At 69.6% G+C, this 24,774-nt stretch carries 29 protein-coding genes and 1 pseudogene; 16 read left to right on the forward strand and 14 right to left on the reverse strand.

The window, feature by feature from the left end:
- Nucleotides 1–308 precede the first annotated feature (308 nt).
- Nucleotides 309–1,490, forward strand: coding sequence for an aspartate kinase (locus EXE41_RS16065; RefSeq protein WP_049931970.1), 1,182 nt, complete (start codon nucleotides 309–311; stop codon nucleotides 1,488–1,490).
- Between the two features lie 179 nt (nucleotides 1,491–1,669).
- On the opposite strand, the gene EXE41_RS16070 is transcribed toward EXE41_RS16065, so the two are convergent.
- The gene (locus EXE41_RS16070) at nucleotides 1,670–2,143 is read right to left on the reverse strand and encodes a hypothetical protein (RefSeq protein WP_086220473.1); all 474 of its coding nucleotides are present in this window, start codon (nucleotides 2,141–2,143) and stop codon (nucleotides 1,670–1,672) included.
- A gap of 178 nt (nucleotides 2,144–2,321) precedes the next feature.
- On the opposite strand from EXE41_RS16070, the gene EXE41_RS16075 reads away from it, so the two are divergent.
- Entirely contained in the window at nucleotides 2,322–3,185 is an 864-nt protein-coding gene (locus tag EXE41_RS16075; RefSeq protein WP_086220472.1) for a hypothetical protein, read from the forward strand.
- Between the two features lie 27 nt (nucleotides 3,186–3,212).
- Here the strand turns inward: EXE41_RS16075 and EXE41_RS16080 are convergent, their stop codons facing one another.
- Complete coding sequence (locus tag EXE41_RS16080; protein WP_049931973.1) at nucleotides 3,213–3,791, reverse strand: hypothetical protein; 579 nt, start codon at nucleotides 3,789–3,791, stop codon at nucleotides 3,213–3,215.
- Nucleotides 3,792–4,604: 813 nt separating this feature from the next.
- Here EXE41_RS16080 and EXE41_RS16085 point away from each other — a divergent pair.
- The gene (locus EXE41_RS16085; RefSeq protein ID WP_049931974.1) at nucleotides 4,605–5,177 is read left to right on the forward strand and encodes a magnesium transporter; all 573 of its coding nucleotides are present in this window, start codon (nucleotides 4,605–4,607) and stop codon (nucleotides 5,175–5,177) included.
- Nucleotides 5,174–5,749: a magnesium transporter gene (locus tag EXE41_RS16090; RefSeq protein WP_086216141.1), complete on the forward strand. Its 576-nt coding sequence runs from the start codon at nucleotides 5,174–5,176 to the stop codon at nucleotides 5,747–5,749. The genes EXE41_RS16085 and EXE41_RS16090 overlap by 4 nt, the downstream gene beginning before the upstream one ends.
- A gap of 63 nt (nucleotides 5,750–5,812) precedes the next feature.
- Here EXE41_RS16090 and EXE41_RS16095 read toward each other — a convergent pair whose 3' ends face one another.
- On the reverse strand, nucleotides 5,813–6,256 hold the full coding sequence (locus EXE41_RS16095) for a hypothetical protein (protein ID WP_049931978.1): 444 nt from the start codon (nucleotides 6,254–6,256) through the stop codon (nucleotides 5,813–5,815).
- Nucleotides 6,257–6,322: 66 nt separating this feature from the next.
- Between EXE41_RS16095 and EXE41_RS16100 the strand changes: the two genes are divergently transcribed.
- The 7 genes from EXE41_RS16100 to EXE41_RS16130 all read left to right on the forward strand — a co-directional run bounded on the left by EXE41_RS16100 (nucleotide 6,323) and on the right by EXE41_RS16130 (nucleotide 14,601).
- On the forward strand, nucleotides 6,323–7,000 hold the full coding sequence (locus EXE41_RS16100; protein ID WP_086220470.1) for a class I SAM-dependent methyltransferase: 678 nt from the start codon (nucleotides 6,323–6,325) through the stop codon (nucleotides 6,998–7,000).
- A gap of 96 nt (nucleotides 7,001–7,096) precedes the next feature.
- Entirely contained in the window at nucleotides 7,097–7,555 is a 459-nt protein-coding gene (locus EXE41_RS19725) for a hypothetical protein (protein ID WP_233127202.1), read from the forward strand.
- A complete protein-coding gene (locus EXE41_RS19730; protein ID WP_241987266.1) occupies nucleotides 7,459–7,992 on the forward strand; it encodes a hypothetical protein in 534 nt (177 codons plus the stop codon). Before EXE41_RS19725 ends, EXE41_RS19730 begins: the two co-directional genes overlap by 97 nt.
- 168 nt (nucleotides 7,993–8,160) lie before the next feature.
- Nucleotides 8,161–10,620: an ATP-dependent DNA helicase gene (locus tag EXE41_RS16110; RefSeq protein WP_137691513.1), complete on the forward strand. Its 2,460-nt coding sequence runs from the start codon at nucleotides 8,161–8,163 to the stop codon at nucleotides 10,618–10,620.
- Complete coding sequence (gene cgi121 / locus EXE41_RS16115) at nucleotides 10,617–11,210, forward strand: KEOPS complex subunit Cgi121 (RefSeq protein WP_137691514.1); 594 nt, start codon at nucleotides 10,617–10,619, stop codon at nucleotides 11,208–11,210. Before EXE41_RS16110 ends, cgi121 begins: the two co-directional genes overlap by 4 nt.
- Before the next feature lie 487 nt (nucleotides 11,211–11,697).
- On the forward strand, nucleotides 11,698–12,291 hold the full coding sequence (locus tag EXE41_RS16125; protein ID WP_086216688.1) for an IMP cyclohydrolase: 594 nt from the start codon (nucleotides 11,698–11,700) through the stop codon (nucleotides 12,289–12,291).
- A 180-nt stretch (nucleotides 12,292–12,471) separates the two neighbouring features.
- Complete coding sequence (locus EXE41_RS16130) at nucleotides 12,472–14,601, forward strand: S9 family peptidase (protein WP_086220243.1); 2,130 nt, start codon at nucleotides 12,472–12,474, stop codon at nucleotides 14,599–14,601.
- A gap of 18 nt (nucleotides 14,602–14,619) precedes the next feature.
- Here the strand turns inward: EXE41_RS16130 and EXE41_RS16135 are convergent, their stop codons facing one another.
- From EXE41_RS16135 to EXE41_RS16150, 4 genes are all read right to left on the reverse strand, one after another.
- Complete coding sequence (locus EXE41_RS16135) at nucleotides 14,620–14,994, reverse strand: helix-turn-helix domain-containing protein (RefSeq protein WP_049931986.1); 375 nt, start codon at nucleotides 14,992–14,994, stop codon at nucleotides 14,620–14,622.
- A 55-nt stretch (nucleotides 14,995–15,049) separates the two neighbouring features.
- Complete coding sequence (locus EXE41_RS16140; RefSeq protein WP_049931988.1) at nucleotides 15,050–15,289, reverse strand: hypothetical protein; 240 nt, start codon at nucleotides 15,287–15,289, stop codon at nucleotides 15,050–15,052.
- Between the two features lie 76 nt (nucleotides 15,290–15,365).
- Complete coding sequence (locus EXE41_RS16145; RefSeq protein ID WP_086216691.1) at nucleotides 15,366–16,052, reverse strand: DUF5828 family protein; 687 nt, start codon at nucleotides 16,050–16,052, stop codon at nucleotides 15,366–15,368.
- Between the two features lie 122 nt (nucleotides 16,053–16,174).
- The gene (locus tag EXE41_RS16150; protein WP_086220242.1) at nucleotides 16,175–16,426 is read right to left on the reverse strand and encodes a hypothetical protein; all 252 of its coding nucleotides are present in this window, start codon (nucleotides 16,424–16,426) and stop codon (nucleotides 16,175–16,177) included.
- A gap of 127 nt (nucleotides 16,427–16,553) precedes the next feature.
- On the opposite strand from EXE41_RS16150, the gene EXE41_RS16155 reads away from it, so the two are divergent.
- Entirely contained in the window at nucleotides 16,554–16,934 is a 381-nt protein-coding gene (locus EXE41_RS16155) for a cupin domain-containing protein (RefSeq protein ID WP_049931992.1), read from the forward strand.
- A complete protein-coding gene (locus tag EXE41_RS16160) occupies nucleotides 16,927–17,601 on the forward strand; it encodes a hypothetical protein (RefSeq protein ID WP_049931993.1) in 675 nt (224 codons plus the stop codon). Before EXE41_RS16155 ends, EXE41_RS16160 begins: the two co-directional genes overlap by 8 nt.
- 49 nt (nucleotides 17,602–17,650) lie before the next feature.
- Here EXE41_RS16160 and EXE41_RS16165 read toward each other — a convergent pair whose 3' ends face one another.
- From EXE41_RS16165 to EXE41_RS16180, 4 genes are all read right to left on the reverse strand, one after another.
- Entirely contained in the window at nucleotides 17,651–19,537 is a 1,887-nt protein-coding gene (locus EXE41_RS16165; RefSeq protein ID WP_049931995.1) for a carbon starvation protein A, read from the reverse strand.
- Nucleotides 19,538–19,802: 265 nt separating this feature from the next.
- A complete protein-coding gene (locus EXE41_RS16170; protein WP_137691515.1) occupies nucleotides 19,803–20,756 on the reverse strand; it encodes a TRC40/GET3/ArsA family transport-energizing ATPase in 954 nt (317 codons plus the stop codon).
- A 28-nt stretch (nucleotides 20,757–20,784) separates the two neighbouring features.
- A complete protein-coding gene (locus EXE41_RS16175) occupies nucleotides 20,785–21,081 on the reverse strand; it encodes a hypothetical protein (protein ID WP_049932143.1) in 297 nt (98 codons plus the stop codon).
- A gap of 94 nt (nucleotides 21,082–21,175) precedes the next feature.
- Nucleotides 21,176–21,382, reverse strand: a complete 207-nt coding sequence (locus tag EXE41_RS16180; RefSeq protein ID WP_049931998.1) for a hypothetical protein — start codon at nucleotides 21,380–21,382, stop codon at nucleotides 21,176–21,178.
- Between the two features lie 163 nt (nucleotides 21,383–21,545).
- Between EXE41_RS16180 and EXE41_RS16185 the strand changes: the two genes are divergently transcribed.
- The gene (locus EXE41_RS16185; RefSeq protein ID WP_137691516.1) at nucleotides 21,546–22,862 is read left to right on the forward strand and encodes a GTP-binding protein; all 1,317 of its coding nucleotides are present in this window, start codon (nucleotides 21,546–21,548) and stop codon (nucleotides 22,860–22,862) included.
- Nucleotides 22,863–22,889: 27 nt separating this feature from the next.
- Here EXE41_RS16185 and EXE41_RS16190 read toward each other — a convergent pair whose 3' ends face one another.
- Nucleotides 22,890–23,129: a hypothetical protein gene (locus tag EXE41_RS16190; RefSeq protein ID WP_049932002.1), complete on the reverse strand. Its 240-nt coding sequence runs from the start codon at nucleotides 23,127–23,129 to the stop codon at nucleotides 22,890–22,892.
- Between the two features lie 96 nt (nucleotides 23,130–23,225).
- Nucleotides 23,226–23,552: a hypothetical protein gene (locus EXE41_RS16195; protein ID WP_137691517.1), complete on the reverse strand. Its 327-nt coding sequence runs from the start codon at nucleotides 23,550–23,552 to the stop codon at nucleotides 23,226–23,228.
- A gap of 58 nt (nucleotides 23,553–23,610) precedes the next feature.
- Here EXE41_RS16195 and EXE41_RS16200 point away from each other — a divergent pair, with 58 nt between their 5' ends.
- Complete coding sequence (locus EXE41_RS16200; protein WP_086216696.1) at nucleotides 23,611–23,850, forward strand: hypothetical protein; 240 nt, start codon at nucleotides 23,611–23,613, stop codon at nucleotides 23,848–23,850.
- A gap of 93 nt (nucleotides 23,851–23,943) precedes the next feature.
- A complete protein-coding gene (gene upp, locus EXE41_RS16205; RefSeq protein WP_137691518.1) occupies nucleotides 23,944–24,621 on the forward strand; it encodes a uracil phosphoribosyltransferase in 678 nt (225 codons plus the stop codon).
- On the opposite strand, the pseudogene EXE41_RS19470 reads toward upp, so the two are convergent.
- Nucleotides 24,569–24,774 (reverse strand): annotated as a pseudogene (locus EXE41_RS19470) (hypothetical protein); the annotation flags it as partial. The gene upp and the pseudogene EXE41_RS19470 sit on opposite strands and share 53 nt — an antisense overlap.

Genomic DNA, 24,774 nt, shown 5'->3' on the forward strand with positions numbered 1-24,774 from the left:
TCCCCGTCCCGCCCCGCGCTCTCTGACCGTCGTCTCCCCACATTCCCGGCGATTCCGGACGTCGGTGATCGTTCGTCTCGTTTTATTCGTATTATAACAACTGAACCGGACGATTCGGCGATTCGGGCGACCCTTGTCGAAGAAGATACTGTTATCCGGCTTCCTCCGCTACGGAGTCGCATGTTTACCGATCGCTCCCGCCGACCGACCCGGAATTCCGGCGTCGGCTCGGCACCCGCCGTCCCGCTCGCCCGCCGCCGACCGCTCGCCGGAGACCGACCCTCTCGGACCCGCGACGGGGTAGCCGCATGCGCGTAGTCGCGAAGTTCGGGGGAACGAGCCTCGGCAGCGGCGACCGGATCGAGCGCGCGGCCGACTCGGTCGCGAGCGCGGTCGCGGCCGGCCACGAGATAGCGGTCGTCGCGAGCGCGATGGGGTCGACCACCGACGACCTCCTCGACGACATCACCTTCGAGACGGACGACGCCGACCGCGCGGAGATCGTCTCGATGGGCGAACGCACCAGCGTCCGCATGCTGAAGGCCGCGCTGTCCGTCCGCGACGTCGACGCCGTCTTCCTCGAACCCGGCCACCCGGATTGGCCGGTCGTCACCAACGAACTCGGCGAGGTCGACGTGGCGGAGACGAAGCGGCGGGCGGAGGAGATCGCGGCCGATATGGACGGCGTCGTCCCGATCATCACCGGGTTCCTCGCCGAGGACCACGAGGGCAACGTCACCACGCTCGGGCGCGGCGGCTCGGACACCACCGCCGTCATGCTCGGCAACTACATAGACGCCGACGAGGTCGTGATCGTCACCGACGTGGAGGGCGTGATGACCGGCGACCCCCGCGTCGTCGAGGGCGCGCGCAACGTGGGCGAGATCACCGTCGACGAGCTGCGCAACCTCTCTTTCCGCGGCGCCGAGGTCGTCGCGCCGTCTGCGCTCTCGTACAAGGACGAGGGGCTCGCGGTTCGGGTCGTCCACTACCAGCACGGTGACCTGCTCCGCGGCGGCACGCGGATCGAAGGCGAGTTCGAGAGCCTGATCGACATGCGCGAGGAGCCGCTCGCGTGTCTCACCATCGCGGGGCGAGCCATCCGCAACCGCCCGGGGATCCTCTCGGAGCTGTCGAACGCGCTGCGCGCCGAGGAGGTCAACATCGACGCGGTCGCGTCCGGCATGGACTCGGTCACCTTCTACGTCGATGTCGACATCGCCGAGACCGCCGAGGCGCTGCTCCACGAGGCGGTCGTCACCGACGAGGCGCTCTCCTCCGTCACCGTCGCCGACCCCATCGCCGTGATCCGCGTCACGGGCGGCGAGCTCCCCAACCAGTCGGGGGTCATTCAGGACATCATCGCGCCCATCGCGGACGCCGGAATCAACATCATCGACCTGATCACGAGCGCCACCTCCGTCGCGGTGTTCGTCGACTGGGACGACCGAGAGGAGGCCCTCGAAATCGTCCAAGAGCGCTTTGACTAAGCCTCGCGGGGATCGACGACCGCGACTCTGACCGGATCGGTGGCTCCGACCCTGACCGGATCGACGACCGCAACCCTGACCGGATGGGCGGCTGCGATCCTGATCGGATCGGCGACCGCGACCCTGACCGGATGGGCGGCCGCGGCCCTGACCGGACGACAAACCCCGAAGCGTCCGCCTCAGCCGCTTTCCGCCGGATCGAACCGGTACCTCGTCGTCGCCGTGCCGTCGATCCGCGGCCCGGATCCCGCCGCCTCGAAGCCGAACGCCTCGACCACTTCCGGACCGATCCCGTCGGCGGGGACGATGACTTCGACCGACATTCCCTCTCGTTTCGCGAAGCCGACCGGCTCCTCGAACAGCCGCTCGACCGCGGCCGCGGTGCCCTCGAAGTTCGTCACGTGAACCGTCCCGTCACGCACGTCGAACGCGACGAATCCGGCGACTGCGTCGACCGGGGTGTCGTCACCGCCGTCACCGTCGCCGCTCGGCTCCGACGGCGAGGGCGCTCCCCCCGATTCCGACCCGGCGTCGTCTGTCACCGCGACGCGAACCGACCGGTCGTGGATCATGTTCCGAGCGACGCCGCGGGGTCGGCCCGTCATCGACCCGACGGCCGCGGCGTCGGCCTCGACCGCGTCACGAACTCGCATACGTCAGTACTCTCGGCCGACGGCATAAAATCGCCGCACGGTTGGCGTCGACCGGATGATTTTAACGACGGGCGGACGGATTGTCTCGCATGTCCAAATCGACCCAGATCGTGGTTGGCACGGTCGGCGTCTCGGCCGTCCTCTCGGTGCTCATCATCCTCTCGTACGTCCTCGGCTGATGTTCTCGCCCCGGGCGCTCGACGACGATATTGAAGCGGTCCGCGATCAATACGCACCGGGATCGCCGGTCCTCGACGTCGAGTCCGACTTCGAGACCCTCCCGCCGGCCGCCGCGGAGGACCTCGGCCTCTTTGTCGACGCGCTCGACCCCGCGTCGTACCCCGCCGAGTGGCTTCCCGAGGCGGTCCCGGACCTGCTCGGCAAGCACGCTGGCCCGGCGTTCACCGTCGGACTCCCCGGCGACGGGACCGTCGTCCGGACCGCACAGACCGATCCGCCCGCGGTCCTCGTCAAGCGACGTGCGGAGGGGACGCCCGAAGACTTCCTTGCCTTCCTCGTCGCCGAGCGGCTAGTCCAGATCGACTGCGACCCGGCTCCGGGCGCAGTGAGCGGCGGAGACTCGACCGGGCTCCCCGAGACGTTCCTCCCCTTCTTCGGCGAGCGCTACCGCGACCTCGACGCGGCGATCCGCCGCCCCGACCCGGAGACGGGCGCGTCGACGACGGGATTCGGACCGGCGGACGTGTTCCAGGTCGCGAACGCGCTGTTCGACGCGTGGGTCGGCCTCCACACCCGCGACACGCTCGCGTCGTGGGAGTCGGAGCACCCCCGGCTGTACGACGCGTGGGTCGACGCCGGCAAGCGGCTCTCCGGCCGGCTCGGTGAGCTCTCCGGCGAGGTCGCGCGCGGCGACACGGAGTTCCCGAGCGCGACGGAGTACGCCTGCTCGGCGGTCAAACACGACCTCGACCTCCCGGCGCCGTACGCCGCCCTCGACACGACCGCCTACCGGGACCGCGGGGCCGCCTACGCCGTGGCGTGGACAGAGAAGACGTTCGCGGCGCTTCTCGACGAGAGCTGACGCTTCCTCGCGGCGGCAGACCGCCGCTCAGACGTCTACGACGACGTTCCCGTCCCCGTCGAGGTCGATGACACCGTCGAACAGGTCGCGGAACCGGTCGAGCGTCGCGACCTCGTGGACCTCTTCGGAGAGGTGGAAGATACCGACCGCGTCGTGCTCGTCGAGGAGGTCGAGGATCTCGCTCGCGGCGTCGTACACCGCGTCGTCGTCGGCGTAGTAGGCCATCTCGGTGAGCGAGTCGACCGAGACGCGCCGCTTCCCCTCGTTCTCGGTGAGGAACCGCTCGACGCGGTCGACGACGCCGTCGAGGTCGTCCGGCGCGGAGACGTAGTAGACGTCGTCGGCGGTCCGTCGCGAGTAGCCGCGCTCGACGGAGAGCGTGTCGAGGATCGTCGCCTTCGTCTCGTCGACGTCGTAGTACTCCAGTTTCTGTTCGACCTCGCGGGCGGTCGTCCGGGTCGAGACGACGAGGAACGCGTCGGTGTCGGTCTTCAGGAAATCGGTGTCGATCCGGTCCGTCTCGCCGATGCTCGGGTGGACGAGCAGGAGTCCCGTGCCACCCGGTATCGCTTCCGGTCCGTTCTCGATCGCGAGCGAGTAGTCCATGGGATCGGCAATCACGCGACCGACTTAACGGTGCGGTCGACGGGCTAATAATTAAGTCAAATAGAATACACCTGTGGTTGAGAAAATGAGCGATACGTCTTCTGGGACATACGACGCTGTCATCGTCGGCGGATTCTCCGGCGTCGTCACCACGATACTCGCCGTCCGTGAACTCCAGGACGTTGATCTGTAAGTCGACCCGCTGGATCCGGACGGGTTGGGTGGCCTCAGCATCACCGGATACTTTTCGATTCGCACTACGCTCACGTTCTCGACGGGGTCGCTACTTCTCCCCCCCGCGTTCATTTTCCTCCGGGCAAACGCCCCCTCGCGGTTGGTCTCTGTGATCGCCGCCGGTTTCGTCGGAACGATTCTCGTTTCGTTCCTCTACCCGACTCGACTGACCAATAGAAGGCCCAACAGCACAGCGACTCAAGATTGGAGGAACTCCGAAAAGAGCATCCGACAGGCGAAACTGGCGCCCTCAACTACTCGAAAATCGAATCCAGTGACGAAAACACGGAATTACTGAATCGAATGGAACTAGACAGAGTCCGTCGGGAGTAGCAGAACTACCAAAATCTACGGCTCATTCCGTTTCAAGTGAGTGGCCTCCTGAAACTGATCTCGTCGCTCGTTCTCCCGATCCTGTTCCTCGTAATTGATTCGTACGTACTCTGCGTCTCCACCGCATTCGCCCCCTTCGTTTCATCTGGAGATCGCCGTCACGGACCGATGAGTTGTGACAAGTCTCGATCCTGCGTTCAAACGCGTCGGTCGGTTTTTTTGCCCCGCCCGTCGTCGGTGCGTTCGATGCCCGGGCACGACTCCGCGCGCGACATCTACCGGCAGGCGGTCCCGGTGATAACCGTCAGCCTGATCGCCGGGCTGTTCGCGGGGACGATACTCGCCTCCGACGCCATGCGCGCGAACATCGCGGAGGTCCCCGGGCTCCTCCTGTTGCTCCCGGCGTTCCTCGCCACCCGCGGGGGAGTGTACGGCTCGCTCGGCGCCCGGCTCTCGACCGGGCTCCACCAGGGGATCATCGAACCGCGGTTTCAACCCGACCGGCGACTCACGAACGCGGTCGTTGCCTCCTTCCTGAACGGAATGACCGTCTCCGTGTTCATCGCGGTCGTCACCTACGCGACGCTCGTCTTGTTCGGTGACGGCGGGAGCCTCTTCCAGCTGGTCGGCGTGATGGTCGTCGCCGGCTTCCTCTCGGCGGTGCTGATGATCACGGTGCTCATCGCGGTCATCTTCCTCGGCTACCGCCGCGGGCTCGACCCAGACAACGTCATCGGACCGGTGGTCACCACGCTCGGCGACGTGTTCGGGGTGTTCTTCCTCTTGGTCGGCGTCGCCGCCGTGGGGGCGCTGTCGTGACCGACCCCGAGTCCACCGCGGTCGACGAGTGGTCGGTCCGACGGATCGTCCGGACGATGATCCCCCTGCTCGCCGCGCTGTCGGTGCTTCAGCTCGTCTCGGGGACGGTACTGGAGACGTACGAGGCGGTACTGCTCAGGTACCCGGCCCTGCTAGTCCTCGTTCCCGTCCAGATCGGGACGGCCGGCAACCTCGCGTCGATCACCTGCTCGCGGCTCACGACCCAGCTGTACCTCGGGACCTACGAGCTCAGCCCGTCGAACCCGGCCCTCCGGGCGAACGCGGGCGCGGTGTTCGGGCTCGCGGCGACCGTCTTCGGTGCCGTGGGAGTCGCCGCGTGGGCGATCGGGCTCGCGCTCGGCGGGTCGCTCGCGCTCGGCCGGGTGCTGCTGATCTCGTTGGTCTCCGGGCTGTGCCTCGCGGTCCTCGTCGTCGTCGCCAGCGTCGCCGCCGTCGAGGTGTCCTACCGCGTCGGGCTCAATCCGGACGACACGACGATCCCCGTGGTGACGAACCTCTGTGACATCGCCGGCGTGCTGATCCTCTTCGCGGTCGTCTCGGTCGTGCTGTGAGGCCGGAGCGAGCGGCACAGCGCGACCGCGGCGCCGTGACCGCGACAGCGCGCCACGCCCCTCTCAGAACACGCTGTCGGCGGTCGCCGCGCCGACGACGCTGAACATCGCGCCGACGGCGACGGCCTTCGCCGTCGTCGCCACCACCGCGCCGTCGCCGATCCCACCCTCGACGAGGAACGTCTGCGGGGCGTCGAAGATCAGCGCGAGCAGGAGCACGGACCCGAACGCCACCGTCATCAGCGAGACGAAGCGGGTCGGGATCCCGACGAAGTCCGGCTCCTCGTCGACGTCGCGTCCGGTGTCGGCCCGGTACAGCGCGGCGTACCCGATCAGTCCGACGAGCGCGGCGGTCACACCGGCTTGGACCCAGTTCATCCCCGCGGCGAGCTCCCAGACCTCCGCGGTGACGACGAACGGCCCCGCGAGCAGGAAGCCGCCGACCGACTGCTGGGCGATGTCGGCCACCCGGAAGTTCGGTCGGCGGAGCGCTCGCGGTCGCTTCATACCCACCGGCGGGAGCGGAGCCGGTAAAACACCGCCGTTTTTCACCGCTCTCCCCGTTCGGCCGGTATGAGCGTCCGCGAGGAGTTCGACGAGTGGGCGGCGAGCGGGAAGGACCGCGGGATGGAGGACCGCCACTGGCACACCGCGAAACACGTGTTGGCCCGCATGCCGGCCGAGGCGGGCGACGCCGTCCTCGATCTGGGGACCGGCTCCGGCTACGCGCTCCGCGCGCTCCGCGAGCGGGGGATCGACCGCGGCTACGGCCTCGACGGCGCCCCGGAGATGGCCAGCAACGCCCGCGAGTACACCGACGACGACGCGGTCGGCTTCCTCGTCGGCGACTTCGACGAACTCCCCTTCGCCGACGACTCCTTCGACCACGTCTTCTCGATGGAGGCGTTCTACTACGCGGCCGACCCGGTCCACACCCTCGAAGAGGTCCGGCGCGTGCTGAAGCCCGGCGGTACGTTCTACTGCGCGGTCAACTACTTCGCGGAGAGCGAGACCACCCACGCGTGGCAGGAGAACATCTCGGTCGACATGACGCTGTGGTCGCGCGAGGAGTACCGCGAGGCGTTCCGCGAGGCCGGGCTGTACGTCGCCGAGCAGGACGCGATTCCCGACCGCGAGACCGAGATTCCCGACGCCTCCGCGTTCCCGACCGAGGGGTACGAGACGCGCGAGGCGATGATCGATCGGTATCGGACCTGGGGGACGCTGCTGACCGTCGGCGTGGCTCCCTGACTCGGTCCGTCGGGATTCGACCTCCCGTGGCGGCCGGTGCGAGACGAACAGTTGATCTCCCAACCGTTTTACCGAGTCCCACAGTCGTCTCCCTCAATGGACGTCCGCCGTGCCCTCCTCGGCCGTCCCGACGGTCGCTTCCGTATCGCCGGCACCGTCGGTCTCGTGTTCGTCTTTGCGTTCGTCCTCTACGCCGCCTACTGGCGGTCGAACGCGGCGTACGGTGCGAGTACGGAGGTGACCACCCAACTCGGTGCCATCCGCGCGGTCGCCCCGGAGATCAGCGACATCGGTCACTCGCGTGCCACCGCCGTCCTCTACCTGCCCGCCGCGGCGATCGCTATCCTCGTTCAGTATCACGGTGGTGCCGCCATCTACACGCTCGCAGCGGGGCCGCCATCCCGGTCGCGTCGGCTCTCGCGCGTGCGGCGTTCAGCCCCTTGCCGGACGTACTGGAGATGGAGGTCCTCGGCGTCACGCTTCCGACTCACCTCCGGCTCGGCCTCGCGGTCGGCGCCTTCGCCGTCGTCGTCGGTTCTGCCCTCCGTCGATTGAGTCCCCCGAGCGAGCGTTCAGCGTCGGAACGCTTCTTCGGCTCGTCGGGGGAGCGGCACAGAGCGGTTGTCGTCATCGCTGTCGCCGCCGTTCTCTCGGTCCCGTCCACGTTCTGGTTATATGCCTCCTATCCGACCTACCAGCCGTTCGGGTACGCCGTGTCCGGGGCTCCGATCGCGGCGCTCGTCTACTGGTACCGGGGCGGGATCGCACTCGCGTGGCCCGGTGACGCCGCGGCCGTCTTGGGACACGCAACCGCGATCGCGTTTATCGCCGATTCGCCCGACTACGTCCTCGATCCGGCCTTCTTCGTTCCCGCGCTCGCCGTTGCGACCGCGCTCGGGTCGCTCGGCGCGGGCGTCGCCGTCGGCTTTCGAGGACTGTACGTGGTCGTCAGCCGCCGGGACGCTGTAGGGTCGGGATCGCACTGGGGGTAGGTCGCGAGACGGCGCCCTTGGTCTGCCCCCGGCCGCCAGCGGTTCGCGCGCGCAACTCGCGGCCTTCGCTTCGCTCCGGCCGCTCACCGACACGCGCCGCCGCGCGTTCTTCCGCTATGTTCGGCCCGTTCCGACGGTTTAAATCGAGGCGGGGCCCAGACTCCGGTAATGGAACCGAGTTCGCTCTCCGGGCTCCCCGCGGGCGTCGGCGAGGCGCTCGAAGCGGAGGGCGTCGCGGAGCTGTATCCGCCGCAGGAAGCGGCGGTCGAGGCGGGCGTCACCGACGGCGAGAGCCTCGTCGCGGCGGTCCCGACCGCGTCCGGCAAGACGCTGATCGCCGAGCTGGCGATGCTCTCCTCCGTCGAGCGCGGCGGCAAGGCGCTGTACATCGTCCCGCTGCGCGCGCTCGCCAGCGAGAAGAAGGCCGAGTTCGAGCGCTGGGAAGAGTTCGATGTGACGGTCGGCGTCTCCACCGGCAACTACGACTCCGACGGCGAGTGGCTCGCCAGCCGCGACATCATCGTCGCCACCTCGGAGAAGGTCGACTCGCTCATCCGCAACGGCGCGCCGTGGATCGACGACCTCACCTGCGTCGTCAGCGACGAGGTCCACCTCGTCGACGACTCCCACCGCGGCCCCACCCTCGAAGTGACCCTCGCGAAGCTCCGCAAGGTGAACCCCGGCCTCCAGACGGTCGCGCTCTCGGCGACCGTCGGCAACGCCGACGTCATCGCGGACTGGCTCGACGCCGAACTCGTCGAGTCCGACTGGCGACCGATCGAGCTCCACACCGGCGTCCACTTCGGCAACGCGATCAACTTCGACGACGGGAGCCAGCGCGAGGTCCCAGTCGAGCGCGGCGAGGACCAGACCGCGAGGCTCGTCGCCGACGCCCTGGACACCGAGGAGGACGGCCAGGGCGGCTCCTCGCTCGTCTTCGTCAATTCGCGGCGCAACGCCGAGTCGTCGGCCCGCAAGCTCACCGACGTGACGGGGCCGCGGCTCACCGGCGACGAGCGCGACCGCCTCCGCGAGCTGGCCGAGGAGATCCGCGGCGTCTCCGACACCGACACCTCCGAGGACCTCGCCGACGCGGTCGAGGAGGGATCGGCGTTCCACCACGCCGGCCTCGCGAGCGAGCACCGCAGCCTCGTCGAGGACGCCTTCCGCGACCGCCTCATCAAGTGCGTCTCCGCGACGCCGACGCTCGCGGCCGGCGTCAACACGCCCGCGCGCCGCGTGATCGTCCGCGACTGGCGGCGTTACGACGGCGAGTTCGGCGGGATGAAACCGCTCGACGTGCTCGAGGTCCACCAGATGTGCGGCCGCGCGGGCCGCCCCGGCCTCGACCCCTACGGCGAGGCGGTGCTGCTCGCGAACAACGCCGACACCCGCGAGGAGCTGTTCGAGCGGTACGTCTGGGCCGAGGCCGAACCCGTCCGCTCGAAGCTCGCCGCCGAGCCCGCCCTCCGCACCCACGTCCTCGCGACGGTCGCGTCCGGCTTCGCCGCCACCCGCGACGGGCTCCTCTCGTTCCTCGACAACACGCTCTACGCCACGCAGACCGACGACGAGGGGCGGCTCGCGGCGGTCACCGACACCGTCCTCGACTACCTCGAAGTCAACGGCTTCGTCGAGCGCGACCGCGACGGCGGGAGCGAGGGCCTCGCCGCGACCGGGATCGGTCACACCGTCTCGCGGCTCTACCTCGACCCGATGAGCGCGGCCGAGATACTCGACGGGCTTCGGACCGTCGCGGACGACGGGTCCGGGCCTGTCGGATCCGCGGACGCGGACGGCGAGTTCGTCGCGGCCCACGACCCGACCGCCGACGCCGACGACCCCGGGTTCACCACGTACACTCGCGCCGGCGAGGACGAACCGGACGACCCCGCCTCAGAGGGGCCGGCGTCGGCCGGCGACGCCGCCCCGGCGGTCACGCCGCTCGGCCTCTACCACCTCGTCAGCCGGACGCCCGACACCTACGAGCTGTACCTCAAGTCGGGCGACCGCGAGGAGTACACCGAGGTCTGCTACGAGCGCGAGGCGGAGCTCCTCGGCGACGTGCCCTCCGAGTACGAGGACGTGCGCTTCGAGGACTGGCTCGCCGCGCTGAAGACGGGGCGCCTGCTCGAAGACTGGGCTAACGAGGTGGACGAGGACCGGATCGCGGAGCGGTACGGCGTCGGCCCCGGCGACATCCGCGGGAAGGTCGACACCGCCGAGTGGCTCCTCCGGGCGGCCGAGACGCTCGCGCGCGACGTAAAGGGGATCGACGGCGACACCGTCGTCCAGGTGCGCGAGGCCCGCAAGCGGCTGGAGTACGGGGTCCGGGAGGAACTCCTCGACCTCGCGGGCGTCCGCAACGTCGGTCGGAAGCGCGCCCGCCGCCTCTACGAGGCAGGCATCGAGAGCCGCGCCGACCTCCGCGAGGCGGACAAGGCGGTCGTCCTCGGCGCGCTGCGGGGCCGCGAGCGAACCGCCGAGCGCATCCTGGAGAACGCCGGCCGCGAGGACCCCTCGCTCGACGGCGTCGACCCCGACAGCTCGGCCTCCGCGGCGGCGACCGCGGGCGCGGACGCCGACGGCGACGGCGACGGACAGGCCAGCCTGGGTGATTTCGGATGACCGACTCCGTGGCCGACGGCGACGGGATGCCAGCGCCCGACCCCGGGGTCAGCCTCGTCGCCGGCACCTTCGCGATCGACGACCTCGACGCGTTTCTCGCGGACCTCGACGCGATTGCGGCCGATACCGGCGCGGTCGTCCAGGCGTTCGACGCCGACCTCGTCATCTCCGCGACGCACCTCCGCGAGGCGGCGCGACTGGCGGCGCGGGCGATCGCTCGCGGCGAGGCCGTCGCGCGCGACCCGGGCGTCGAGGTCCTGCTGTACGCGGCCGGGCGCAGGCAGATCGACCGCGCGCTCGAACTCGGCGTCTCGGAGGGCGAGCGCGCCGCGGTCGTCCTCGTCGCGGACTTCGGTGACGTGTCCGGCGCCGACCGCCCGTCCGCGGACCTCGACGAGGCGACCGAGTCCGTTCGCGAACTCGCCGCCGACTCGCGCACCGACCCCGACGACTCCGGGCTTCCGGTCGACTTCGACAAGGAGCGGGTGCGCGAGTTCTACGGAGTCACTGATCGCGAACTCACCGCGACTACCGGCGGTCTCGCCGATGTCGTCCGCGAGCGGGTCGCCCTGTTGGACGTCGAGAAGTGACGGCGGCCGCCCGCTCATCGGTACCCCTTCGTTTCAACTGGAAACCACGAGACGTGGATGCCACTCCGTTCCACTCGAAACGAGACCGAGAGAAGTAGTCCATCCTGGATTCGAACCAGGGTCGTTGCCCCCAGAAGGCAACAGGATTGGCCACTACCCCAATGGACTGCGCACCTACGGATAGCCAGTACGTGTTTGTAAGCGTTGCGCGTTGCGGTCGCCGTGCGATCGGTTGACGAGCATCGGCGGGCGCCGGCGGGCGTCGCCGCCCGCCCCCACTGTTGTCTCGCTGTCCTGTCCACACTGTTGTCGTCGCCGTCCCGTCCCACTGTTGTCGTCGCCGTCCCGTCCCCACTGTTGTCGTCGCCGTCCCGCCGTCACCGCCCCGCCGTCGCCGGCGGCAGATCATGAAGAGGGCATCTCGCCCACGGATCGCGTTCGTGCGCATATCGATGCGCTTTATGCGACTCGATACACACGAAAATGTATGTACGTCGGACGATTCGTCGTCGTCGCGCCCGGCATCGGCGGCTACCGCGTCTCTTCGCGCTCGTTCCCGAACCGCCGCGTCCGCGACCGCGGCGGGACGCTCACCGTCGGCCCGACCGCGGACGCGCCGGAGACCGACAACCCCTACGTCTCGTACAACTGCGCTCGCGCGGTCGAGACCCCGACCGAGGAGCCGCTGGCGGTCCTCGGCAACGGCTCGCACGTCGACCCGATCGCGGAGAAACTGGAGCGCGGGTACCCCGCGCGCGACGCGCTCGCCTCCGCGCTGCTCGCGCTCGACTACGAGAAGGACGACTACGACACGCCTCGCGTCGCCGGCGTGGTCGGCGCTGAGTCGGCGACGATCGGAACCGTCCGCCGCGACGCGCTCCTCGTCGAGGCCGTCGAGGAGCCGACCGTCGTCGCGACCTACGAGACGGACTCTCCCGAGCCGTACGACCTGACCGCGACCGACGCCGAGCCCGTCGCGACCGAACTGCTCGGCGCCGACCTCGAACACCCGGTCTGCGCCGCGGGCGCGACCGTCGACGCCGACGGCGTCTCGCTCGCGTTCGACAACGGCGGCGACTGAGCGACGGACGACTGGGCGCTGCCCACGGCGCGGGCTCGGCGTCGGCGTCGCTCGCGCCGCCGCCCGGCTTTCCGTCTCCTGACGCTCGCCTTTCCGTCCCCCGACACGCGGCCTTTCGCCTGTCGATCCTCGCCTTTCCGCCTCCCGACGCCTTTTGCCTCCCCCGTCCGACCCACACCCATGGAGCCGATCACCGCGGCCGACTACCACGACATCGCGGTCCCGTCCGACCCCCGGATCTCGCCGGGCGGCGACCGCGTCGCCTTCGTGCGCCGACAGCCGAACGACGACGACAGCTACGAGGCGACGGTGTACCTCGTCGACGCAGCGGGCGAGGGTGAGCCGCGCCGCCTCACCCTCGCCGAGGGCGCCGACGCCGAGCCGCGCTGGAGTCCCTCGGGGGACCGCATCGCGTTCACCTCCACCCGCGGCGCGGCCGACGACCGCCAGCAGCTGTGGGTCCTCCCGCTCGACGGCGGCGAGGCCCGTCGCGTCACCGACGTGGTCGGCGGCGTCTCGTCGATCGCGTGGTCGCCCGACGGCGAGCGGATCGCCTTCGTCCAGTCCGTGACCGCCGACGACCGCGAGGCCGACCGCGACCTCGCGGTGCCGGACGACTACGAGCCCGAGGACCACCCCGACCCGCGCGTCATCGACCGGACCGTCTACCGCGCCGCCGAGCGTCACTTCGACGGCCGACGCCCCGGCGTGTACGTCGTCGACGCCGACGCGACGGTCGGCGGCGTCACCGACCCCGACCCGGCCGAGTCCGGCGCGGTCGACCGAGTCACGGACCGGGAGGCCGACTTCGCCGCGCCGTCGTGGGGCGACGCCGACACGCTGTACTACACCGAGGCGGTCGGCGACGACCCCGACGACTCCGTCGAGATCGCGATCCACGCCCACGACCTCGACGCGGGCGAGGCCGAGCGCGTCCACACCACGACCGGGTGGGGCGCCGACCTCGCGGCGACCGCGGACGGCCGCGTCGCGTTCACGCATGCGGAGCTGAAGCAGGTGTCGATGCAGCCGACGGACCTCCGCGTCCTCGACGTCGAGTCGGGCTCGGTCACCGACCTCACCGGCGGTGTCGACCGGGGCCTCGGCCGCGGGACGACCCCGCAGTGGGGGCCGGCCGACGAGACGCTGTACTTCGCGACGCCCGACGAGGGGAAGACGGCGCTGTGGCGGGTCCCCGCAGACGGGAGCGAGACGCCCGAGCGCCTGCTCCGGCCGGGGACCGTCTCGGGCGCGACCGTCGGGGGCGACGCCGACGCGGGTCCCGAGTCGGTCACCGTCGCGTTCGCCGCCAGCGAGTGGGACCACCCGGGCGACGCGTTCGCCTACGACGCCGCGGCCGACGAGACGACCCGCCTGACCGACCTGAACGCCGACTACCTCGACGAGCGCGCGGTCGGCGAGCCCGAGGAGCTTCGCTTCGAGTCCGACGGCGTCGAGATCCAGGGGTGGTTGCTGACCCCGCCGGCCGAGGCCGGTGACGCCGAGTCCGCCGACGCGGACGGTCAGTACCCGCTCGCGGTCGAGATCCACGGCGGCCCGCACGCGATGTGGTCGACCGCCGGAACGATGTGGCACGAGTTCCAGACGCTCGCGGCCCGCGGCTACGCCGTCTTCTGGTCGAACCCCCGCGGCTCGACCGGCTACGGCGAGGCGTTCACGCAAGCAATCGAGCGCGACTGGGGCGCGATCACGCTCCGCGACGTGATGGCGGGCGTCGAGACGGTCGCCGACCGCCCCCAGATCGACGACTCGAACGCGTTCGTCACCGGCGGCTCCTTCGGCGGGTTCATGACCGCGTGGGCGGTCGGGCAGACGGACTACTTCCGCGCGGCCGTCTCCCAGCGTGGCGTCTACGACCTCACCGGCTTCTACGGGTCGACCGACGCGGCGTACAAGCTCGTCGAGGGCGACTTCGACACGGTGCCCTCGGCGGAGCCGGAGTGGCTCTGGGAGCAGTCGCCGACGGGCCACGCCGACGCGGTCGACACCCCGACCCTGCTGATTCACTCCGAGGACGACACCCGGACGCCGATCTGTACGGCGGAGCTGTACCACCGGCTCTTACGGAAGAACGGCGTCGACACCCGATTCGTCAGGTACCCCCGCGAGGGCCACGAGCTCTCGCGGTCCGGCGAGCCCGCGCACGTCGTCGACCGCATCGAGCGGATCGCCCGCTGGTTCGACGGCTACTCCGAGCACCACGACGCCGAGCGCGCGCTCGACCGCCCTGAGGACGACGGGCTGAGCGCCGGAGAAGAGCCGGAGGACTCGGCGGAGTCCGAGACGTAGTCGCCGCGAGCGACGCGATCAGCTCTCGTCCGGCTCGAACCCGTCGATGGCGTCGTGGACGTCGGCCACCCACTCGTCGAGGGCGTCGTGGAGCCGGCGCTTGGCCTCCGGCACGGGCGTCGCGGTGTACTGGTAGACGTAGCCGCCGGAGTCGAGCAGGCGGCGGCGGCGCTCGACGAGCCCCTTCTCGCGGAGCGTCGACAGCGAACGGTTTACGTTCGAGCGGTCCCGGTCGAGCGCGTCGGCGAGTTCCGACACGGTGCTGCCCGGGTACTCCAGCAGCGCGAGGTACGCGCGGCTCTCGTGGTCGCGCACGCCGAAGACACAAGAGAGGACGTGTTCGAAGGAGGGAGAGCCGTCGCCAACGAGGTCCTCGATTTCGGGGTCGCTCATGCGGGCCGATTCGTGCGCGGCGAGGTTAAATGCCGGTTTCTCCGACTCGGGGTGGTCACTCCTTGGCGGCGTACCCCATCTGGTCGATACAGCCGCGCATCCCTGACTCGTCGGCGTGCCGGTGGAGGTTCGTCGGCGTGTCGCAGTGGTACGTCTCCCCGTCGTATCGGAGGGCGACCTCGTGGTTGGCGCCCGCGACCTCGACGTCGACGAGGATCCGCTGCCCGTCGTTGAGCGCGTCGATGAGTTCGTCCACGGACAGCTCGCCCGCCTCGACTCGGAGTACCTCGCTCATGGGCTCGATTCAGCGGTGAGCGAGTTAAAGACGACCGATGTGGCTCCGCGTTCGCGGCCGCCCGACACGCTCCGCCTCACGTCGTCGTCGAGTCCGGCCCGCCCTCCTCGGCGGGCGGCTCGACGCCCTCGGCGGCCGCGACCTCGTCGGTCCGCTTCTCGGTCTCGACGTGCCAGCGGTCGATTTCGGACTCGTACTCGTCGAGGACCGCCGACACCTCCGATTTCAGCTCGTCGTCGTTGACGTTCACCTCGAAGACGAACGTCTCGCCGTCCTCGGCTCGGGCGACCTCCTGGATGTTGGCGCTGACGAGATCGTTGTCGAAGTAGTACGGCGCCACTTGAGTCATCACGTTCCGGTAGACGGCGTCCTCCACCTTCCGGATCGCCTTCCGACCGGCCGAGTCGGCCGCCCGGGCGACGTGTCCGATCGACTCGCCCCAGCTTTCGCGGGCGCTCTCGGTGTCGTTCTCCTCGACCTTCTCGTAGGACTCGGTGAGCTTCTCGCCGGCCGTCTGGAGGTCGTCGCCCGGCGATTTTCCCGCGCGCTCGCCCTCTCCCTCGTCGACGGACGCCTGCGCCGCGGTCTTCTCCGAGACGTCCTCGTCGATGCGCTCGTGGGTCTTGGGACGCCACTCGTCGAACTCGTAGTAGGCGTCGCTGTCGACGCCCACCTCCCGGAGCGCCAAGGCGATCCGCTCGCCGTGTTCGACGACGTCGCCCCAGTCCCCGCGCACCTTGAAGCCGGAGATGCTCTCTTCCATCGGTTGCCCTCATTACGGAACGGAGGGGTATAAGTCTCTCCGAACTGACGGGACTCGGCCGCTCGGTTCGCCGGCCGGAACCGCTACGGCGCGCGCCTCCTCGGCCGGGACCGCTGCGACGCTCACCTGCCGTACGCGATCCGGCGCGCGACCGCGTCGAGCCGCTCTTTAACTTCGCCGAGGTAGCCGGCCGGCGACGCGCGCCGGACGGCGGACTCGTCGACTTCGATACGCTCGCCGCGGAACGGGTCGCGCTCGGCGCGCTCCTCGGGGGACTGGTCTTTCGCCACCGCCCCCACGACCGTCGACATCGAGCAGCGGCCGCAGGCCTCCGCCTCGACCGCGCCGTCCGCCTCGTCTCCTTCGTCTGTCATGGTCTCTCACATCACACGACGTGGTCCTCCCGGTTAAAACTCCGCCTCGGGAAAACGACGCCTCGGGGGCGCTCGCGCCCGCTCCGCTCCCGACGCCCTTTTCACTCGCTCCGTGGAATGCGTTCTCATGGGATATCGTGTCGTCGACGTCGACTCGGTCGACCCGGAGCCGGACCGGCCGTGCGAGTGTCGAAAGCTGTCCGATTCTGGAGGGCTCGACGCCGCGGCGATCAACCGATTCAGGGCCGCCCCCGGCGAGCAGCTCCCGCTGGCGTACCACTACCACGAGACCCAACAGGAGGCGTTCTACGTGCTCGACGGCACCCTCGCGATCGAGACCCCCGACGAGACATACGAGGTGCCCGCGGACGACCTGTTCGTCGTCGACCCGGAGAGCCCCCAACGGGCGTACAACCCGGCCGACGCCGACGCTCCCGTCACCGTGCTGGCGATCGGTGCGCCCCCGGCCGACGGCGACGCGGTCGCGTACGAGCCCGCCGATGAGTGAGCGTGCCGAGCCGGAGGCGGACGGCGAGGGGGGTGCCGACGCCGCGGACCCGGCGGGGGCCGACGACCGCCGCGCCCCCGAGGAGCTGCCGGCGGAGATTCGCGAGGCCGTCCCCGAGTACGACGACGAGTACCTCGACCGCGTCTCCGACCGGCTGATGTACAGCTACGACCTCGACCGCGACGCGGTCGTCGACGGCGAGCGCTTCGAGATGACCGCCGAGATGCGGGTACGCAATCAGAAGCAGTTCCTCCACCCGGCGCTGAGCTACGCGGACCACGACATGCGGGAGTACGTGTACGTCCGCCGGGTGTCGACCCCGAGCGTCGGGGAGCTAGAGCGACTGGTCGAGTTCGCTCACGACGTCGCCGACGAGCGCGTCGAGGGCCACGAGGAGCACTACGGCACGGACGTCACCGTCGTCGTCGTCGCCGACCGTATCCCGGACGACGTTGCCGACTTCGTCGCCGGGTTCAGCGACCGCACGCTGCTGAAGTTCGGCTACTACGGCCACTACGAGGTGAACCTCGTCGCGGTCGCGCCCGACCGCGAGGCACTCGTCGCCAGCGAGAACGCTGACACCGCGGCCGCGTTCCGGCTGTGGGAACGGGTCGACTCGCCGGACGAAGGGTTCTTCTCGCGGTTCGCGAAGCGCTTCTGGCGCTGACCGTCGCCGGTCGTTCGGAAAAAACCGCGCCGAACCGGGCCGATCTCAGTCAGTCGTCGCTCGGTTCTGCGGCCGCTCCGCTGTCGCTCCGCACGGTCGTGATGTTGTCGTAGCCGATCCGCACCAGCGACAGGGCCAGGTAGATGAGGACGAACGCGAGCCCCATCTGGACCACCGCCGATATCTGGCCGCTGAGTCCGGCCACGTTACCGAGGATGAGCTTCTGATAGAGGTTGTCCCACAGCGCCACCCACGACAGCCCGAGGACGGTGATCGTCACCATGATCGTCATCGGGACGCCGGTGGAGGCGAGCTGCTTGGACTCGTCCCAGTTCGCGAGCCAGACCGTGCCGGCGAGCAGCGCCAGCGCCGCGAGAAGCTGGTTCGCGCCACCGAACAGCGCCCACAGCGTCACCCACTCGCCGGAGATGACGAGCAGGTACGCGACGAGCGACTGGACGGCCGGATTCGTGTACCGGCCCTTGGCGATGCTCCCGAGGTCGGCGGAGAAGCCCGTCGTCGTCCCGCTCCCGGTCGTTCCGACGATCTCTTCCATCATGTACCGACCGAGCCGCGCCGCGGTGTCGGTCGAGGTGAGCAGGAAGCTCACCAACACGAGCGCCATGAACGGCGCGCCGACGCCCTGCGGGATCCCGAGGCTGGTGAGGATGATCCCCCCGCCGGTCGCGAAGTTCGGCAGCGCGCCGCCGATGCCGCCGCCCGCGGCCGCCGTGGTCGCCCCGGCCACCGCGAGCGTCGAGATGGCGACCGACGCGAGCAGCCCCTCACCGAGCATCCCGCCGTAGCCGATGAGGCGAGCGTCGCTCTCCTTGTTCAGCTGTTTTGCCGTCGTCCCGGAGGACACCAGCGAGTGGAACCCGCTGATGGTTCCGCAGGCGATTGTCACGAACAACAGCGGGAAAAGCGGCGTGATACCCCGGGTATCGACGGCCAATTCGCTACCGAAGAAGCCCATGTACGCGCCGATGGAGGGATCGACGGTCAGCGGCTGGGCCGAGGTGCCGAGCAGCGTTCCGACGATAATCGCGAGCAGCGCGCCGCCGACTCCCGAGTAGAGGAGGAACGACGACAGGTAGTCGCGGGGCTGAAGCAGCACCCACACCGGGAGCGCGCTCGCCAGTGTCGCGTAGACGAGGATGACCGGCACCCACGCGGCGACGTTCGGCTGGAGGATGGCGTCCGCACTCATCACCGCTCCGGGCAGCCACCCGCCGTTACCGAGGAACTCGAAGAGCACGATGGTCCCCTGGGGGAACGCCCCGGACTCCACCGCCGGGAACAGCGCGATCGGGTACTGGATACCGAGCCAGACGCCCGCGAACACGCCCGCGACGAACACCACCGTCCCCGGGAGGAACGGGCCGTCGAGCTGGTACAGGTAGACGCCGAACAGGAACGCCAGCGCGATGTACACGAGGCTCGCGGTCGCGGCCGAGGGGAACGCGTTCAACACGATCCCGACGACCAAGGCGAACACCGCCACCACGAGGATGATGGTGAGGAACGCGAACCACAGCAGCATGTCCTTGCCGCGTTCGCCGACGTACTCGCCGATGATGTAGCCGATCGACTTCCCCTCGTGTCGCATCGACCCGGACAGCGAGATGAAGTCGTGGACCGCTCCCATCAGCGGATTGCCGATGGCGACCCACAACAGCGCCGGCACCCAGCCCCAGATGGCTCCGGCGGTGATCGGGCCGACGATCGGCGCGCCGCCCGCGATACTTGAGAAGTGATGCCCCAACAGAACCGGCTTCTTCGCCGGTACGTACTCTTGGCCGTCCTCGTACTTGTGTGCCGGCGTCTCCCGCTCGTCGTCGAGATCGACGAAACGAGAGAGGTACCGCGAGTACCCCACGTATCCCACGGTGAACGTACTGAGCACGGCGACGACGATCCAAATTATACTTGTCATAAGGTCCCTGCCTCGTGGTATCGATTCACTATGTCGAACTTAAACGTTATCTTCGTTCATGACGATCGACGACTCCCCCGGATCGAGTAACGCTACTCACCGTCGAAACGAAGTTAATTTCTCTGACTAATAGGTAAAATCTGCCCAGATCGCCCGTCGACCCACCTCGCGCGCACCCGGACGGACCGCAGCCGCCGCGCGCGATCGAGTAGGATCGCCGCGCGCGCTCTCCCAGCCCGCGGCCGCGCGCTCGACTCCGACGGATCTACGGCTCCACGTCGAGCGACGCGGCCACGTCGGCGAGCACGTCCCCCCGGACCTCCGTCGTGCGCGACTCGATCTCGGCGACGAGCGGCGGGTCGAACCCCTCGCGGACCTGCGCGAGCCGCTCGCGCTCGGTCTCGACCTTCTCGCGGAGGTAGCGCGCTCCGCGCCCCCGCTCTCCCTCGTCGGGGGACGGCGTGAGCTTGTTCGCCACCAGCCCGCGGACCCGCAGGTCTCGCTCGGTGAACGCCTCGATGGCCCGTTCCGTCTCGTTGACCGAGAGCTGGTCGGGGTTCAACACGAGGAAGAAGGCGGCGTCCGTGCGCATCGTCTCGCCGGCGTACTCGAAGAACTCCTTGCGCTCGTTGAGCCGCTCGATCACGGGGTCGCCCTCCAACAGGCGCCGGGGCTCCATGTCCCCGATCGCCGCCTTCTCGAACAGGTCGATCGACTGTTCGCGCTTGTACAGCAGCCGGTCGATCCAGTCGCCGAGGAACTCAGGGAGCCCGAGCAGCCGGAGTGTCGACCCGGTCGGGGCGGTGTCGAACACGACCCGGTCGTACGGCTCGCTCTCCGTGCGCATCACGTCGACGAACGCGTCGAACAGCGCCGACTCGTACGCGCCCGGCGTCCCGTGGGACATCTCCAGCTGGCGGTTGATCTCCGAGACCATCGCGGCCGACACCTGCTCCGAGAGCGCCTCGCGGATCTCCGTTAGGTGCCGCTGCATCTCGTCTTCCGGGTCGATCTCCATCGCGTCGAGCCCGTCGACGTCCGCGACCGACTCGGGCTCGTCGCCGAACCGCTGGTCGAACACGTCCGACACCGAGTGGGCCGGGTCGGTCGAGACGACGAGCGTCCGGAGACCGTCTCGCGCGCAGCGGTGGGCGTACGCGCACGAGACCGTGGTCTTGCCGACGCCGCCCTTGCCGCCGAAGAAGACGAACTGCTCCATCAGTCGCGGCGTGAGTGTCGTCCGGTCATCAGAAGTGGTACTGCTGCCCCTTCCGCTCTAGCAGCGTCTCGCGGTCCCACAGTCGCCGCTCCCACGCCTCGAACTCGTCTTCGAGGTACGGGAGCAGCTCGGCGGTGTAGTACGACACCGGCGACGGGATCCCGAACGCGTCCGGGAAACACGCCAGCATGAATTCGTCTTCGGCGTCCTCGGCCTCCTTCTCGATCTTCTCGTAGGCCGGGTGCGTGATCATCCCGTGGTACAGGCCCCGGACCCACTCCTCGAGGACCGCCCGGAACCGCTCGATCCGGTCTGCTACTGTCATCATTCCTCATGACACTCTTCCCCTGTTAAAACCTGTCGCGGCCCGGGCCGCCGAGGGGCGGACCGCGGCCGGATCGGCCTCGGCGGTCGCGGCGTCAGGCGGCGTTCCCGTCCGGAAGTTCGCCCGACGCCTCGTCGTTGTCGTCGCCGTCGTCGTCCAGTTCCGGGTGGTCCTCGCTACCGGGGCTCGGCGTGTGGATGTCGCTGTCGAGCGATCCCCAGACGAGATACAGCATCGCGGCGACCATCAGCACCGTCACCGAGACGCTGACGAGCGACACGGCGGAGGCGGACAGAACCATATCGCGAGTACGACGACCGCGGCGTATCAACGTATCGGCTCGGACCGGTCCGCGTCGGTCTCACCCCCCGGGCCGGCCCCGCGCGCCGCCCGGTTTTCGCCCCGCCGCCCGAGTTTCCGTGTGTCGGCCGGGGGTTCAAGAGCGTCGTGTCCGATCCGCCCGTATGGACGACCGCATCCCGGTGACCGTGCTCTCGGGGGGACTCGGCGCGGGTAAGACGACGCTTCTGAACCACCTGCTCCGGAACGCCGGCGACCGCGACATCGCGGTCCTCGTCAACGACATGGGGGACGTGAACGTCGACGCGGACCTGATCGCCGAGGAGTCCGAGGTCGATGTCGAGGGCGTCACGGAGCTGTCGAACGGCTGTATCTGCTGTGAGCTTCAGGACGACCTCGAAAGCGCCGTGGTGCGGCTCGCGAACGAGCGCTCCTTCGACGCCCTGGTCGTCGAGTCTTCGGGCATCTCGGAGCCCGCGCCGGTCGCGCGGCTGTTCACGACCGAGTCGCGCGCGGCGGCCCGGTACCGGGTCGACGCGCTGGTGACCGTGATCGACACGCGGCAGTTCCTCGACGCGTTCGCGGGCGACGAGACGCCGGAGCGGCGCGTCGATCCCGACGCCGGCGCCGGGGCCGCGACCGGCGACGAGGACAACGCCGACCGGCCGCTCTCGGACCTCCTCGTCGAGCAGGTCGAGGTATCGAACCTCGTGGTGTGTAACAAGGCGGACCTCTGTACCGACGCGGAAATCGACGAGGCGGTCGACCTCGTGGGCGCGCTCCAGCCCGACGCGGAGACGGTCGTCACGGAGTTCTCCGCGGTCGACCCGGACCGGATCCTCGGCGTCGGGCTGTTCGACGAGCGGGAACTCGGCGAACTCCCCGGCTGGAAGCGCGCGCTCGCCGAGGTCGACGACGCCGACGCCGATAGCGGGACGGACGACGACCACGCTCACGACGGCGACCACGGCCGCGACGGCGACCACGCCCACGACCACCGCCACCCCGACGAGGTGTACGGCGTCACCTCATTCACCTACCGCCGCCGGCGGCCGTTCCACCCGGACCGACTCGCCGCTCTCCTCCGAGACCTCCCCGCCGACGTGGTCCGCTCGAAGGGGACGCTGTGGGTCGCAGGCACCGACCAGCGCCAGCAGGTCGGGCAGGCGGGTCGGTCGGTCCGCGTCGAGGCGCTCGGCCCGTGGATCGCGAGCCTGCCGTCGGTCGAGCGCGATATGCTCCGCTCGAACCGCCCGAAGCTAGAGTGGGACGACGACCACGGCGACCGCCGGACCGAGTTCGTCGTCATCGGCACGGGAGTCGACGAGGCACCGCTCGTCGACCGGCTCGATGACGCGCTTCTGACCGACGACGAACTCGCGGAGCTCGGCGACCCGGGGATCGGTGACGACCCGGCCGACGTCGGCCCAGCCCCGTTCCCGAGCGAGCAGGGCGCCGAGGTCGCGCTCCGGGAGCCGTAACCTCTCGACGCGACCGGCGGTCGGCGATCAGCAGGCGCAGTCGCCCCCGGTCGCGCGGGCGAACCGCATCGGGTCGCCGCAGTCGGGACACGTCGGCGTCCCCTCCGCGTCGCGGTCGAGCCCCTCGTCGTCGACGTCGACGTCGCGGACGCGGACGCCGCAGTCGTCGCACCAGTACGCCCCCTCGGAGCCGTCGTCGCCGGCGGCCCCGGGTGCCGTCCCCGTCGACCCCGCCAGCGCGTCGGTTACCGTCTCGAAGATGCCCATATCGTAATGATCCGCATCGATCATCTTAGTCCCCCGGTGTCGTGTAACCGATTCGCACAGCCGACCCGCGGAGGCCGCCCCGCGCTCGGCGCCCCGTCACAGCAGCGGCAGCGTGAGCGCAAGGAACGCGATCCCTAGCACGACCCCGGCGTACAACAGCCGTTCGAACCGGAGGTCGGCCGGGAGCGCCCCGGCACCGACCGGAGGCGCGGACCGGACGAGCTGTCGGTACGCGACGATGGTCACTCCGACGAACCCGAGCGCCGAGAGGGCAAGCGCGGCCGAAAGCGACAGCCCGTAGGCGAGGCCGTACAGTGGCCCGAACGAGAAGACCAGCGCGAACGCGAGCCCCGCCGTCACGAGGAAGGGGATCGGATCGATGGGGTCCCCGCGTCGGTTGCGGAGGTGGACCGGGCCGATCATGAGGGCCGTACGGCCCGAACGGACAAGAGCTAAGTGGCGCACAGCCGCGAATCCGCGTATGAGTGCCGAGGAGCGCACGGACGAGGGAGGCGACGAGGCCGGGATCCGCGAGGGCGTCGAGCGCTCCTCAGGCGATCCCAAGGTGCTGCTCGCGATGAACGCCGTGCTCTCGGCGTGGTTCGCCTGGATGATCGTCTGGGGGCTCGACTTCGTCGGGACGGCGACGCTGTCGCTCCGGAACGTCGCGACCCTCGCCGTGATCCTCTTCGCGGTGACGTACGTCGTCGCGCTCCGCTAGGTGCGGTCGCCGGAGGGGGCTGCCCTCCGGTCGCGGTCCGGCGAGCGCTCGATTCGCCACGTTTTAAGACCGTTCCGGGCGCGGTTCCGTATAATGACGATCGAAGACCGCGACGACGCGTACCTCATCACGCACGCGCTGGCGACGGACACCCTCTCGCGGCTGCGCGACGCCGAGACGGAACAGGTGGCGTTCCGGAAGGGGCTGGTGAAGCTCGGGCGGATCTGCGGCTACGAGATCATCGACGGCGCGATGGAGACGGAGTACGTCCCCGTCGAGACCCCGCTCGCGGAGACGACCGGCGAGCGCGTGAAAGGACTCGACGACGTGGTGATCATCAACGTCCTCCGGGCCGCGACCCCCTTCGTCGAGGGGCTGTTGAAGGCGTTCCCCCGCGCGAAGCAGGGCGTCATCTCCGCCGGTCGCGACGAGGCGGCCGGGATGACCGACGACGGCGAGTTCCCGATCACCATCGACTACGTGAAGCTCCCCGAGATCCGCCCGGAGGACACCGTCATCGTCGCGGACCCGATGCTCGCGACGGGATCGACGATGACCGCCGTCCTCGACCACGTCCTCGACGAGGCCGACGACTTCGAGGACCTGTTCGTGCTCTCCGCGGTCTCCGCGCCCGCCGGCCTCGTCCGCGTGAGCGAGGCCGTCCCGGAGGCGGACCTGCTGACGGTCGCCATCGACGATCACCTCGACGACGACGGGTTCATCGTCCCCGGCCTCGGCGACGCCGGCGACCGGGCGTTCCGGACCGTGTGAACTCCTCGACGGCTCCCCCTTCCGGCCCCCCGTCGTCGCCGGAGCCGAGGCGGTCCTGGTAGCGCTGGATCCAGTCGGCGAAGCAGTCGGGGCAGAGCCGCTGGGTGTCGATGTTCGCCCGGTCGACGCTCAGCCGGACGGTGCGCGCGAGCG

The sequence above is a fragment of the Halorubrum sp. SD690R genome (genome assembly GCF_005435035.1).
GTDB lineage: Archaea > Halobacteriota > Halobacteria > Halobacteriales > Haloferacaceae > Halorubrum > Halorubrum ezzemoulense.